At 72.5% G+C, this 12,980-nt stretch carries 12 protein-coding genes; 8 read left to right on the top strand and 4 right to left on the bottom strand.

The genetic code is table 11. The features are described 5' to 3' along the window. The first annotated feature begins 128 nt into the window (after window positions 1–128). Genes BJ971_RS33980 through BJ971_RS33970 form a run of 3 tightly spaced genes read left to right on the top strand, consistent with a single transcriptional unit; the run spans window position 129 to window position 3,216 of the window. Window positions 129–713 (top strand): hypothetical protein, encoded by a 585-nt coding sequence (locus BJ971_RS33980; protein ID WP_184997397.1) that lies wholly within the window; start codon window positions 129–131, stop codon window positions 711–713. Continuing rightward, the gene (locus BJ971_RS33975) at window positions 710–1,774 is read left to right on the top strand and encodes a hypothetical protein (RefSeq protein WP_184997396.1); all 1,065 of its coding nucleotides are present in this window, start codon (window positions 710–712) and stop codon (window positions 1,772–1,774) included. Before BJ971_RS33980 ends, BJ971_RS33975 begins: the two co-directional genes overlap by 4 nt. Further along, a complete protein-coding gene (locus tag BJ971_RS33970; RefSeq protein WP_184997395.1) occupies window positions 1,771–3,216 on the top strand; it encodes a hypothetical protein in 1,446 nt (481 codons plus the stop codon). Before BJ971_RS33975 ends, BJ971_RS33970 begins: the two co-directional genes overlap by 4 nt. 60 nt (window positions 3,217–3,276) lie before the next feature. On the opposite strand, the gene BJ971_RS33965 is transcribed toward BJ971_RS33970, so the two are convergent. Both BJ971_RS33965 and BJ971_RS33960 read right to left on the bottom strand, forming a co-directional pair. Next, a complete protein-coding gene (locus BJ971_RS33965; RefSeq protein WP_184997394.1) occupies window positions 3,277–4,131 on the bottom strand; it encodes a bifunctional DNA primase/polymerase in 855 nt (284 codons plus the stop codon). Between the two features lie 23 nt (window positions 4,132–4,154). Further along, complete coding sequence (locus tag BJ971_RS33960) at window positions 4,155–5,162, bottom strand: beta family protein (protein ID WP_184997393.1); 1,008 nt, start codon at window positions 5,160–5,162, stop codon at window positions 4,155–4,157. Between the two features lie 104 nt (window positions 5,163–5,266). Between BJ971_RS33960 and BJ971_RS33955 the strand changes: the two genes are divergently transcribed. Continuing rightward, window positions 5,267–6,586 (top strand): AAA family ATPase, encoded by a 1,320-nt coding sequence (locus BJ971_RS33955; RefSeq protein WP_377885559.1) that lies wholly within the window; start codon window positions 5,267–5,269, stop codon window positions 6,584–6,586. Here the strand turns inward: BJ971_RS33955 and BJ971_RS33950 are convergent. Continuing rightward, entirely contained in the window at window positions 6,564–7,835 is a 1,272-nt protein-coding gene (locus BJ971_RS33950; RefSeq protein WP_184997392.1) for a gluzincin family metallopeptidase, read from the bottom strand. The two genes, BJ971_RS33955 and BJ971_RS33950, sit on opposite strands and share 23 nt — an antisense overlap. 137 nt (window positions 7,836–7,972) lie before the next feature. Between BJ971_RS33950 and BJ971_RS33945 the strand changes: the two genes are divergently transcribed. From BJ971_RS33945 to BJ971_RS33935, 3 genes are read left to right on the top strand one after another with little or no spacing between them, the layout of a single operon-like run. Continuing rightward, a complete protein-coding gene (locus BJ971_RS33945; RefSeq protein WP_184997391.1) occupies window positions 7,973–8,350 on the top strand; it encodes a hypothetical protein in 378 nt (125 codons plus the stop codon). Continuing rightward, a complete protein-coding gene (locus BJ971_RS33940; protein ID WP_184997390.1) occupies window positions 8,347–9,624 on the top strand; it encodes a hypothetical protein in 1,278 nt (425 codons plus the stop codon). Before BJ971_RS33945 ends, BJ971_RS33940 begins: the two co-directional genes overlap by 4 nt. A 40-nt stretch (window positions 9,625–9,664) precedes the next feature. After that, a complete protein-coding gene (locus BJ971_RS33935) occupies window positions 9,665–10,633 on the top strand; it encodes a S8 family serine peptidase (RefSeq protein WP_239087623.1) in 969 nt (322 codons plus the stop codon). A 16-nt stretch (window positions 10,634–10,649) separates the two neighbouring features. On the opposite strand, the gene BJ971_RS33930 is transcribed toward BJ971_RS33935, so the two are convergent. Beyond that, entirely contained in the window at window positions 10,650–11,882 is a 1,233-nt protein-coding gene (locus BJ971_RS33930) for a hypothetical protein (RefSeq protein ID WP_184997388.1), read from the bottom strand. Window positions 11,883–12,266: 384 nt separating this feature from the next. On the opposite strand from BJ971_RS33930, the gene BJ971_RS33925 reads away from it, so the two are divergent. Beyond that, on the top strand, window positions 12,267–12,899 hold the full coding sequence (locus BJ971_RS33925; RefSeq protein ID WP_239087619.1) for a hypothetical protein: 633 nt from the start codon (window positions 12,267–12,269) through the stop codon (window positions 12,897–12,899). The last annotated feature ends 81 nt before the right edge of the window (window positions 12,900–12,980 follow it).

The raw sequence follows: 12,980 nt of genomic DNA, 5'->3' as shown, positions 1-12,980 counted from the left end.
TGCTGTCCGATACGCGCGATTTATTCACCTCCCGTGGGTGAAACGTACTGACTCGTCCCCACATTGCCTGCGTCCTGTATGAAGATCTAAAGTCGATCCGCAACGAGTCCCCCACGGAAGCGGCCGCCATGAACCGCCTGAGCACGCTGCCGAGCGCCCGCGAGCAGGCCCGTCGCACCCTGTTGCTGATCGGTGCGCCCGCCGCCGCGAGCCTGATAGTGGACGTGCACGGCGCGCTCTTCGACGGGGATCTCTCCACTGCCGCCCTGGCCGCGCTGCTGCGCGACGAGGAGCGGGACTTCGCGCAGGACGTGCCGGCCGCGTACCGGATCTGCCCGGCCCTGCTGCCGGACCTGGCCGCGGCCCGCGGGCTGTTCACCCTCTCGACCTGGCCGGTGATCGGCCGGATCGCGGCGCCGGCCACCGACGAGCTCGCGGCGGTCGTCCGGATCGCCGAATTCATCGCCATGCGCGAAACCGCCGGCCGCGCGGCGGCCGCGCTGCTGCGCCGGCTCGCCGAGCGGGTGCCCGGCGGCCCGGAGGCGTACGCGGTGCAGAATCCGGCGGCGCTGGCCGACGCGGCCCGGACCGCCCTCGCCGGGGTGGCCGTCACGCCGCCGCCGGAGGAGACCATCCGCCGCTGGGAGGAACTACCCGAGCGGCAACAGCTCTTCGGCGTGCGCGGCCTGCCGCACCAGCGGGGCCGCCGGTGAGCGCCGCGCTCGACCGGCTGCGCGGCGGCGCACCACCGAAGCGGCACAACGCCCGCACCATCGCCGCGCTCACCGGCAACCCCGGCTGCACCCGCCGGGCCGTGCTGGACGCGGCCGGCGTGGACAAGCCGAAGCTCGCGCAGCAGATCGGCTTCCCCGGCAACTTCGGCCAGTCCCGCTTCGCGCTGGCCCGCGGCAACGGCTTCGAGGCGATGCTCAAGGCCGACGGCTGCGCGCTGCTGCTCTCGGTGCTCGCCGACTGCCTGCGGCTCGAGCCCGCCGGGATCTCCTACGACGACCTCGGCGAGGACGCGGACGACACGCTCGCGGCCCGGCACGCTCGCACCCGCAAGCTGCTCGCCCAGGCCGCCGGTGCCGCGCTCATCGACCACCCGCTGCTCACCCTCGACGTCGCCGGCCAGCGGGTCTTCCTCGAGCCGGACCTGATCGCGTTCCAGGTCGAGGGCCGCCTGCACGTGGTCGAGATCAAATCGTTCGCGATCGTGGACGGCCAGGCCGACAGCGCCAAGGTCTCCGCGGCCGCCGTGCAGGCCGCCGTCTACGTGCTCGCGCTGCGCCGGCTGCTCGAGGAGCTGGGCCACGACCCGGAGCTGGTCAGCCACGACGTCGTGCTGGTCTGCACCGAGAACTTCTCGCTCAACCCGGCGGCCGTGGTCCTCGACGTCCGCAAGCAACTCGCCACCCTCAAGCGCCAGCTCACCCGCCTGGCCTCGGTCTCGGCGCTGGCCGCCGCCCTGCCGGAGTCGGTCAGCTTCGACCTGGTGCTGCCGAGCGCCGACCTGATCGCCGCGCTGACCGAGATCGAGGCCAGCTACGCACCGGAGTGCCTGTCGGCCTGCGAGCTGGCCGTCTACTGCCGGCACGAGGCCGCCGGCAGCACCGCGGCGCTGGGCCGGCCGGTCCGGGACGCGCTCGGCGGCGTCGGCACCGTCGACGAGGTGCTCGCCCTCGCGGCCGGCGACCGGACGCCGACCGAGGAGCAGGCCGAGGCCGCGGCGCTGCTCCGGGCCGCCGCGCGCCTGCGTGCCGAGCTGGAATGAGTACGCTCACCGCGCTCGCCCGCGCGCAGGCGTACGCGCAGGGCCGGGCGCAGCGGACCGCGACGGTACGCCACCTGCACGTACACCCCCGCCCGCTGGTGATCATTCCGCTGGCGATGGCCGGCGAGGCGAACGCGCCGCTGGCGGCGATGCTCGGCAGCGCCGAACACGATCCCCGGCTGCTGGTCGTGGCCCAGCCCCGCAACCGGGACCACCGCTTCGCCTTCGCCGCGGAGCTCGCCGACGTGCTGGTGCCCTACGTCGACGGCTTCGCGCAGGCGGCCGAGCCGGTCGCGGTCGACCGGGGGCGCGACGTGCGGTACCGCTTCACCGACGCGCCGCAGCTCTGGGTGCCCAACACCGGCGGCGTCGACTTTCTGCGCCTGTTCGGCCGGTCGACGCGTTTCCGCAGCACCGAGGGGGAGTACGCGGTACCGCCCTCGGTGCCGCTGCTCGGGCGCTGGCTCACGTTCTTCGCCAACTCCGCCGAGCTGCCGGGGTCGTCGTTGCTGCTCAACGCCGTACAGGCGCTCGGTCTGCACTGGGCGACCGGCCAGAGCAGTGCGGAGGACGCCCAGCTCGCGGCCCTGCTGGGGTGGATCTCCCCGCCGCCGGGGCGGACCGGCGCCGAGGCGGCGCGCGCGGCCGAGGATCCGGCGGTGTCCCCGCCGGCCGGCCCCGCCACCGACCCGGCGTTCGACAACCACGTGCTGGCGCCGCTGATGTCCACGGCGTCGCCGGACGTCGCGGCCCTGACCGAGGTGCTGCGCGCCCAGCTCCTGCCCACCTGGGAACTGATGTGGCGCGCCCTGCGCCTGCTGCGCGAGCTGCCGCCCGGCTCCCGGGTGGCCGGCCGCTGGGACGGCGACCGCGACACCTACTCGGGCTTCGTGCAGCACCTGGCCGACGGCGGCCCGCCACAGCCCCGGCGCGACGGCGCGGTCGCGGCCGCCGCCCGGCTGCACCGCCTGGAGAACGCCGCCACCCGGTACGCGGTGCAGCGCGCCTTCGATGACCCGCTGGTGATGGCCGAGTACCGGCTGACCGGCGCGGCCTTCGCCGGCGAGGTGACGCTGGCGAAGGCGGACCGGATCGACGACAGCGGCAAGCGGCCGGTGCTGCGCCCCCGGATCATGGTGGTCACCTCCGAGCCGGTACGCGTCGAGAAGGGCGCGACGCTGACCTCGCCGGTCCGGCCGGGCCAGAAGGCCCTTGTCGTCTCGGTGACGGCGGTCGACGAGGCCAGGACCGAGGTGCTGCTCGAGCTCTCCGGCGGGATGGGCCGCAAGCTGGTCGCCGAGCCCGGCAGCGTGCCCGGGGTCGGCGAGCGGCTGCTGCTCACCACGCTGAGCGAGGCCTATCGCCCGGGCGGCGCCTTCCCGGACCCGGACCAGACCCCGTGGACACACGGCGGCCCTCCGTCGTCGGAGCCGCGCGACTGACGGTCACGCCACGCGGCGTCGCGTCGTTTCGAGAGGGCGCAGGCGGCCCGCGTTTGACGGTCACGCCACGCGGCGTCGCGTCGTTTCGAGAGGGCGCAGGCGGCCTGCGTTCAGGCCGGAGCGGATCGTGCGGGTCGTCTCGGCGCGGCCCAGGCCCGCCCAGCGGGCAGCCGCGGTCAGCTCGCCGGTCACCGTCGCCGCGTCCAGCAGGCCCGCGCCGACGAGCCGGCCGAGCGCGAACGCCGCCCGGTTCAGGGTGTCGTTGCGGGTGCCGACCGGGGCGTTGGCGACCCGGGCGGTCTCGGCCTCCAGCGCGACCGCCGCGTAGCGGCCGGGATGGACGATCGCGTCGCGGCCCGCCTCCGGCGTCGCGGACGGCGGATCGGGGCCGGCGACCAGGTCCCGCAGCGCCGCCGGGACCGCCGCGGGATCGCCGGGACGGATCGCCCAGTAGTAGGTGGTGCCGTTCGCGTGCCGCGACGGCGGCGCGATCACGTAGCCGCCGGACCCGCGCCAGTCGACGCCGGGCAGCAGGCGCACCCGGTTTCCGTAGCCGATCGGGGAGAACCAGAAATGCCAGCCGCCGCCGCCCGTCCGGACCTGGGGCCCGCGCGGCAACTCGCCGCCGAGCAGATGCCGCAGGCCGTGCCAGCCGCCGGGGGAGTCGACGTCGGCGACGTCCATGACGACGCCGGTGCGCAGCCCGACGTTGGCCTGCGGCCACCGCGCCCACCACATCTCGATGCGCCGCGGATCGACGCTTGCCTCGGTGAGGCCGTGCCGCAGGCGCGGATGCTTGCCCGGCCGCTCGCAGCCCGCCCGCCCGCAGGAGCAGGAGCCGCCGGCCGCAGGCGTGTGCACCGGCAGGACGGGGATCCCGTGCCGGGCGTAGGCGAGCGCGGCGTCGAACAGCATTGGCACAAGTGTACGAAGACTCGTCAGGGTGGCGCCAGGGCCTGGAGCACATGCGCGATGTGGTGCGAGGTGCTCCAGGCCATCCAGCTCGCCGGGCTGCCGCCGCCCCGCGCGCTGCGGGCCTGCCGGGCGATCTGCGCGTCGCCCCAGGAGAACCGCGCGCCGGCCGCCGGCCACTGCGGCGAGGCGACCAGGGTGCGGCACAGGTCCTGGCACCGGTCGTCGCTACGCCCGCCGCGCCGGGCCCAGCGGTAGATCCACCAGTCCAGGTCGGCGGTGTAGCGCAGCGTGGGAAGCTGCCGGTGGTTGATGCCCAGCCGGCGGATCGGCGAGGTGACGCCGTAGTCGGCGTAGCCGATGCCCGGCTCGCGCAGCCGGGACCAGACCTGCGCGTCGAGCCGCCCGACCGTGACCGGCTCATCGGTCGGCAGGTCGTCGAGGTTCGGCGGCATCGCGCCGGCCGCGATGGTCACCGACCGCCAGGGCGACGCCCGCGCCCAGCGCAGCACGCTGCGGGCCCGCTCCTCGAACCGGTTGGCGTGCGCGGTGCAGGCGGTCTCGGCCAGGTCGATCACCAGGTCGACGCGGTCGAACTCCAGGCCGGCGCCGGCGAGCATCCGGTCGGTGAGCGCGGTCGCGGTGACCGCGTTGCGGGCGTCGAGGTGCGGCTGTAGCCGCAGGACGGCACGCATCAGGTGCATCCGCGCGGCCAGGCCGTGCTCCAGCAGCCGCCGCGGACTGTCGTACGCCCGGAGCACGGGCAGCATCGCCACGCCGACGTCGGCGAGCTCCTCGGCGAGGTCGAGCGGCGGCGAGGAGAGCGGATCCCAGGGATCCCCGATGGCGCCCAGGTCGACGGCGATCGCGCCGGTACGCGGCGGCATCTTGCGGACCAGCTGCGGAAGCTGCTCGGTCGGGGAGAGCTCGATGATGGGCATCACCAGCTTCGCGGCATCGGCATCGAGATGATGCAGGGCGGCGAGCTCGCCACGACGAGGCCGCAGGATCGGCCTGTAGACACCATCGGTCATTTACTCAAGGTAACGTCGGAAACTCGACAGGTAACAATGTGGACGGGGTTACTCACATCTGGTGACGATCCTGCGCCGCGGGCGTGACGGGATACGGTGCGTCGGTGATCCTGTCTCCCGAGACTCCCGGCGCCGAGGCCACCCGCGTGGTGGATGCGGTGCTGCGGGACCTGGCAACGACCGACCACCGCGGCGTCGTCGTCGACTCCCCGCCCGGCGCGGGCAAGAGCACCCTTGTCGTCCGCGCGGCCGGCGTGCTGGCGGCGACAGGCACCTCCCTGATGATCGTGGCGCAGACGAACGAGCAGGTGGACGACCTGATAGCCCGCCTGGGCGTGGCGTCGCCGACCCTGTCGGTCGGCCGGCTGTCGGCGGTCGACTACGCGGCGACCGAGCGGGTCCGCGAACACCCCAGCTGCCGGGTGGGCGCCAAGGTGGCGGACCTGGGCGGGCCCCCGGTGACGATCGGTACGGCGGCGAAGTGGGCGACGGTCACCGAGGGCACCTGGCCCTGGGCGATCGTCGACGAGGCGTACCAGATGCGCTCGGACGCGCTGCTGCGCGTGGCGCCGCGCTTCGAACGGGCGCTCTTCGTCGGGGACCCCGGGCAGCTGGACCCGTTCTCGACCGTCGAGGTCGATCGCTGGACCGGCCTGTCCTGGGATCCGATGCAGAGCGCGGTGGCGGTGCTGCTACGCCACAACCCGCAGCTACCGGTGCACCGCCTACCCGTCTCGTGGCGCCTGCCGGCGTCCGCGGCCCCGGTCGTCGCGGCGGCGTTCTACCCGTTCACCGGCTTCCGCTCGGGCACCGGGCCGGGCGAGCGGTCCCTGAGCTTCGCCGCGCCGGCCACCACCGACCTCGACACGGTGCTGGACACCGCGGCGGCAACGGGCTGGGGCCTGCACGAGCTGCCGGCGCGGTTCACGGTCCGCACCGACGCCGAGGCCGCGGCGGCGTGCGCCGACCTCGCGGCCCGGGCGCTGACCCGGGACGCGGTCGCCGTGTCCGAGGCGGGCTCGGCGCCGCTGACCGCGTCGCGGATCGCGATCGGCGCCGCACACCGGGACCAGGTGGCGGCGATCCGCGCCCTGCTGCCGGAGCACGCGCGGGACATCACGGTCGACACCGCGAACCGCCTACAGGGCCGCGAGTACGACCTGACCGTCGTGCTGCACCCGCTGTCCGGGCGGCGGGACGCGACCGCCTTCCACCTGGAGTCGGGGCGGCTGTGCGTGCTCACGTCCCGGCATCGGCACGCCTGCGTGGTGGTGGCCCGGGCGGGCATCGCGGAACTGCTGGACGCGCACCCGTCGACGGAGCCGGTCCACCTTGGCGTGCCGGTGAAGTTCCCGGACGGCTGGGAGGCGAACCAGTCGATGCTCGCCCACCTGAGCGGGCTCACCGCCGCAGCCAGGCCCTGATCCTCGGGGCGCAGGTGCGCTCGGCCGCCGCCCAGGAGACGCCGAAGGCCTCGCCCGACGCCTGCGCCGGCCCGCGCCCGCCGTGCGCCATCCGGTCGAAGAAGTCGAGCATCCGCGCCTCCCCGAACGTCTCGCTCAGGCAGCGCATCGCGAAGAAGCCCATCCCGTAATAGCCGCTGCGCAGCGCCGACGAGTGCGACCACCCGAGATCGAGCTGCCGCGTCCAGCGGAGCTTCGCCGCCAGCGCGCGGGCGTCCCCGGCCCGGTCGTACTCCGATACCGGACGGCCGGTCCACGCCACGTACTCCGCGATGCCCTCGGTCGCCCACTCGCCGACGCGGGTCGAGGGGCCGTACCGGGTCGCGATGTGCGCCATCTCGTGCCTGAGCACGCTCTCGCCCTTCGCGCCGGGCCGGACCTTCGTCGTGTCGATGACGATGAAGCCGGAGGTGTCGCTGGGCCGCAGCGCGTACCCGAGGACGTCGCGATCGGTGAAGGCCGAGAACCACGTCCGCCACTCGGTCCGGCCGGCCAGGAAGACGAGATAGCTGCCCACCCGCGGCTCGGCCAGGGTGAACCGGTCCGCGACGACGGCCGCACGCTCCGCAGCGGCCAGCCACGCCTCCGGCCGCAGCACGCCCCGCGGCGCCGCAACGATCACCCGGCGGCCGGCCGCGAAGGTGAGGGTGCCGCGCTCCCAGGGCGTCGGACGGCTCGGCAGCCCGCGGGCGCCGTCGAAGGCGAACCGCGTGACCACGGCCCGGTCCGCGGAGACCCGCCAGGCGGTGCTCGCCGTCAGCAGGTCGGTGCTCCGCCGCGGGACGTGGTCCCGGGCGCAGGCCGGGCCGGTGAAACAGACCCGGATCCTGACGTCGGTCTCCCACACCGGGCCGTCCCGCCCGGCGGGCAGGCCGGCCGGGTCGGTCACCCAGCCGGAGATCCGCAGGCCGCGGAGGTTGCGGTAGAGGCGGTGCATCTCGGCGGCCAGGGGCGGGTCGACGTCGCGCAGCCAGCCGCGCTCGTCGCCGCCGATCAGGGCGGCGGACTGCCGGTCGAGCGTCCTGCGGATGATCTCTTCGGCGTGGGCGGCCGGCGGCGCAGGATCGAGTGGGCGTGCGGCGCGGGCGCTGTCCGGGTCCAGGCGGTGATCCGCACCGGGCAGGGCAAGGCTTCCGCAGACCAGGACGAGGACCAGGGCGAGCAGGGACCACGGGTGGCGTTGCCGCCCGTGTATCTCGTGCCCACTCACAGTGTTGGACATTACCGTCGGCCTGTGGCGAATTCAGCCTCCATCGTGGATCTCTGTGTGATCGGGGGGCAACGGAACGTCGTACTCCTTCGGTATTCTGGGCGGGTTCTCGGGCGGGGTCGGCGCGGGAGGCTGCGATGGGCGACGGATCGATCAACGTGGAGACCGGTGGGCTGGACAGGTTCGCCGGGGACGTGGGCTTTTACGCCGTCGAGGTCGATCCGATGGATGTCGAGCGGGCTCGGCGGTCGTTCTCCGCGGGGATCACCTTCGGGCAGCGGAATGCGAGTGTGCCGCTGCTGCGGACCAAGGAGAACTACGGGAAGGCCCTGGCCAACTCCCTCACCAACCTCGGCCGGTTCGTAGAGGCGGCGAAGATCCTGGCGGACGCCGCCGAGCAGGCAGCGAGGGATTTCCGGACCGTCGACGACCGGTCCGCACGCGACATCAACCACCTGCTGACGGCCGCGACCGAGCGGGCGCGGACGGCCCGCGACGGCGGGACGACGCCATGAGCGACGGAGTCTTCGTTCCGAGCGGAGCGACGCCCTGGTCGGCCTACAACACGCCGAGGATCTGGGCGATGGTGGCGGGCGAGGACGATCCGGAGTCCTGGCGCCAGGTCGCGGCGCTGGCCGCGATGGCCGGACTCCTCGACGATCAACGCAAACGATTGGAATCAGCAAAGGAATCCCTGGCACGAGCCTGGCCTCCGGAGCGGAACAAGGCCGCAGCGGCGTTCGTCGACATGATCGATGACTTGCTCCTCAACATGGCGGAGAACAAGCGGATTGCCGACTCGAACGCAGGTGCTCTGAGTCAAGTGCTTGAGGCGCTGCGGCAGGCGAAGACGACAATCGAGCCGCTGTATCAGTCATATCTGGATAAGAGCGACGACTGGGTGCCAGGTTGGTGGGACAACGCCGAGGACGAGTTGGACGAGAAGGCGCGCGAGCAGATGCGCGAGGCCGAAAGGGTCGTGGCTCACCCCGACAACACGATCAAGCCACCGGACCTCTATGAGTTCAAGCCGCGCGCCTATGTCAGTGATCCGGTGTCGGATCCCCGCGATCGCGGATCGGGCCCGGACGGACACTCGGCTGCCGGTGGGTCGGCCGGCGTTGTCGACGTTCCTCATGATCCGCCCCCTCCGCTGCCGAACTCCGGCTTGGCGGGGCCCAACGGTGCGGCACCAGGACCGGGGTTAGCAGAGGTGGTGACCTCCCCGGGTCTTGCGCCGTCGGGAACCGCGCCTGCTCCGCAGCCAACTCCGACCCCGGGCCCGGCACCATCGGGCCTGGTCATCGGTGGCGGTGCGCCGGGCGCACCCGGCACGGTGCGCTCTCCCCTCGGCCGAGGTGGGCCGCGTGCGCTGCCCGGATCGGTGATCGGCATGGTGGCGCACGGGGCGGCGGAAGCCCTTCGGGCAAACCGGCGACGCCGTCATGGCTACCGCAGAGCTCTGGGCCGCCCGGTGCTCGTGCGAACGGCCAGGCGAACCGTGGCAGCGCAGCCCGCGGCGCGGTCCTGCCGGGATCGCCGATGGCAGGATCCCGTAACCGCGGCGGCGAGGACGGCAGAGCGTTGCCCTTCGATCCCGACAACCCATGGGCAACTGCGGAGGGGGTCCCTCCCGTCATCGAGCCTTCGCGGGCGCAACCCCGTCATGATCCTGGGCCTGGCGTCATCGGTTGGTATGAGTGAGGACGCCGTCCGCCTGCCGAGCAGCAGCGGCGATCCTGGCATCCCTCGCCACGCTCGTCGTGTGTGCGCCGCCGGCACATGCTGATCAGTACCGGGACCAGCAGTGGTATCTGAAGAGCTTGCGCGTGCAGGAGGCGCACCGGTCCACCAAGGGTGCCGGCATCACCGTTGCCGTGATCGACAGCGGGGTATGGGCCGCGCATCCGGATCTGAAGGGCGCTGTGCTGCCCGGGTTCGACGTGTTGGGCAAGGGCGATGGTCGCGATGATCTTGAGGGTCATGGCACGCAAATGGCGGGCGTCATTGCCGGCCGAGGACGGTCCGGAGGCAACGGAGTGCTGGGCATCGCGCCCGCTGCGAAGATCCTGCCGGTGTCACCGGCCGGCAGCCCATTGGTAGTCAGCAAGGCGATCGATTGGGCGGTCGAGCACGGGGCCACGGTGATCAACATGTCGTTCCTCACCGTGGGGAGTGACGGTTTGGCGGTGGCGATCAAGAAGGCCGCCGAGGCGGATGTCGTGCTGGTCGCCGGTGCGGGAAATGGCCACGAGGCTGATGCCGACAGCGTGTATCCCGCGGCATATCCCGAGGTGATTGCCGTCGGGGCCACGGACCGCGCGGGGAAACACGCATCCTTCTCTCGCGAGGGTCCACAGCTCGATCTGTCCGCACCCGGCGCTGATGTGGTGGTGGCGAACGGTGATGAGGGCAAGCCGTATGAGCGGGTCGAGGGCACGAGCGTTTCGGCGGCGATCGTGTCCGGGGCTGCTGCTCTGATCAGGTCCGAGTATCCCGGGCTCACCGCCGCCCAGGTCGTCCAGGCGCTGGAGGCCGCCGCCGTGGACAAGGGCCCCGCCGGCCGCGACGACGCCTACGGATACGGCGAGTTGGACCTGGTGGCCGCGCTGGACGTGGCCGCCTCCCTGACACCGGGCTCCGCCGCCTCGGCGTCGACCGGCACTCCGCCGATCTCCGGCCCGGAGGAGGACGACTCCGGCATCCCGCCGGTCGCGATCGCCGGGATCGGTGTCCTTGTCGTCGCGGGCGTGGGTGTGGTGCTGGCGTTCGCACGGCGCCGTTCCCGGTCCGGCTGACCGCCCGGTCAGCAGCTCAGCGTTTGACCCAGCCCGCGATGATCGGCCGGCAGGTGCGCTCCACCGCCACCCACGGCGCGCCCAGCGCCGACCGCGACGCCTCGTCCGGCGATTCGCCGCGCCGGACCACCTCCGTGAAGAAGTTCAGCAGCCTCGGCTCCCCGTACTCCTGCGCGATGCAGCGCATGGCCAGGAAGCCCATCGCGTAGAGCCCGAACCGTTCCGAGGGGTCCGTCGACCACTCCAGATCCAGCCTGCCCCGCCAGCCGGTGTGCTCGACGTGCCAGCGCGCGTCCAGGATCAGTTCGTAGGAGCTCACCGGCCGGCCCGCGTACGCGATGTACTCGGCCATGCCCTCGACCGCCCACTCGTCGCCGTTGTCCAGCGTGCCGAGCAGCGTCGCGATGTGGCCCAGTTCGTGGCGGAGCAGAATCTCGTCCGCGAAGTCGGCGCCGAGGCCGGTCGCGTCGACCACCGCGAACGCCGTCGACTCGCTGGTTCTGTCGACGAAGGCGGCGGCCTCGCGGTCCGTTCCCACGGCCGTGTCCCACTCGGGCCGGCCGGCCAGAAACACCAGGTAGCGGCCCGGTTTCGGCTCGGTGAGGGCGTAGCGGTCCGCGACCTGGGCGGCCCGCTCGGCCGCGGGCAGCCATTGTGCGGGTGTCGCGCCGGGCAGGTGTTCCGGCGCGGCGACCACCACCCGCCGGCCGGTGGCGAACGTCAGCGTCTCGCTCTTCCACGGCACCGGGCCGTCGGTCGCGGACTGCTCGAAGCCCGTCAGGACCGCGCGGTCACCGCGCACCGTCCATTTCGTACGGGCGGAGATGACGTCGCCGAGCGGAACGTACGTCTCCGGCGTGCGGGCGCACGACGGCGCGGCGAAGCAGACCCGGATCTGTACCTCCGCGTCCCACACCGGTCCGCCCGCTACTCCCCGGGTACGCGGTAGCCAGCCCGACACCTGAAGCCCGCGCAGGTTGGCGTACAGGCGGGCCCAGTCTCCGGACAGGGACTCCTCGACGGTGCTCAGCCATCCGGTTCTGTCGCCGCGCAGCAGCGCGGCGCCCTGGCGGTCGAGCGTGGCGCGGATCGTCCGCTCGGCGCTCTGCGACCGGGTCGCGGCGGCGCGGCTGTAGGTCAGGCTGAGGGTGAAGAAGCCTCCGCAGAGCAGAGTCAGCACCCCGAAGACTGCCACCCAGCGGTCTGTCCGCCGGGTGGCCGGCCGCGCGATGTTGACCTCGCCGATCACAGCCGGGCACCCTACCAACTGGCGTGCGCCGCGACGAGGGGTTGAGCACCGTCCGTAGCTGTTTGCAGGACGGTCACCCGCTCGAAATGTGGGAGCGGTTTACTGTCAGATAGAGGACAGATCATCGATCTCACATGCAACTTGCACGAGCGGTTCGCCGTGCAATTTGCATGTGATGCGGGTCACGGACCTGCTGATCCACCTCTGCGGCAACAGTATGGCTGTCCTGCTTATTTTCATTCATGGATGTTTTTGAAAACTGGTCCTGATTGTCTTCCTGTCGATCTCCGGGAGTGGAACTCTTCTAGCCAGACGTAGCGCCAGCGACACGGACGGTGGTGGTAGCGAATGCGTCCAGACGTTCTGGTCGGTCCTAGTGAGTGGGTGGTCGAGCAATTTGGCGACAAGATCGCAGGGGAGCTCTGGACCCGAGTACCCGAAGCATTGAGCACCGCGATCGACCGCGAGGTCAACGCTCACCCCGCCACGACGACTACCACCGAACGAGTGTTAGCGAACCCGCGCTGGCCTTTGCCGTACGAGGAGCTGGTCCTTTTTCTCGGCACGCTGCCCGGCGCCGAGGTGATCAGCGTTCCCAAATCCGTCTATCAGCTCGTCGTCATCAATGGCCATGTCGTGGTGCCCTGGTGTTACGGCCAGTCGGCGCGCATGTCCATGCGCGACGCCGAGGTGGGCCGCTCGTTCGGGCGGCTGGCCCGCGAGCTGCTGCGCCGCTTCGGACCGCCGTGGCGGCGCTCGCAGGGCGAGGCCCCGCTGCCGCTCGACGCGGTCGATGAGCGTGAGGTCGCCAAGATCTGCGCCGCCATCGCCATGATCGAGCCGACGCCGGAGGTCGTGATCGCCGGTTTCGCGGGCGCGGCCAACCTCGGGCTGCTGCGCGCCTGCCTCGGCGAGATCCAGTCGACCGCGAACGGGGCGCTCAGCTGGAGCCACCTCGACGACCTGCCCCTGCCGCCACCGGTTATCCCGCGGCCCCGCCGCATGCGCTTCCCCTGACACGCCGGCAATCTCCGTCCGTCGCCCGCCACGGTGGGCGGCGGACGGCCTGCGTCCGGAGGGATTCGCGCGGCCGGCGCG

The organism is Amorphoplanes digitatis, assembly GCF_014205335.1.
Lineage (GTDB): Bacteria > Actinomycetota > Actinomycetes > Mycobacteriales > Micromonosporaceae > Actinoplanes > Actinoplanes digitatus.
This window is presented reverse-complemented; position numbering and strand designations above follow the sequence as displayed.

Coding starts and splice junctions, on each gene's coding strand:
- BJ971_RS33980 (WP_184997397.1), top strand. CDS start 129: ATGAACCGCCTGAGCACGCTGCCGAGCGCCCGCGAGCAGGCCCGTCGC.
- BJ971_RS33940 (WP_184997390.1), top strand. CDS start 8,347: ATGAGCGACGGAGTCTTCGTTCCGAGCGGAGCGACGCCCTGGTCGGCC.
- BJ971_RS33960 (WP_184997393.1), bottom strand. CDS start 5,162: ATGACCGATGGTGTCTACAGGCCGATCCTGCGGCCTCGTCGTGGCGAG.
- BJ971_RS33965 (WP_184997394.1), bottom strand. CDS start 4,131: ATGCTGTTCGACGCCGCGCTCGCCTACGCCCGGCACGGGATCCCCGTC.
- BJ971_RS33945 (WP_184997391.1), top strand. CDS start 7,973: ATGGGCGACGGATCGATCAACGTGGAGACCGGTGGGCTGGACAGGTTC.
- BJ971_RS33970 (WP_184997395.1), top strand. CDS start 1,771: ATGAGTACGCTCACCGCGCTCGCCCGCGCGCAGGCGTACGCGCAGGGC.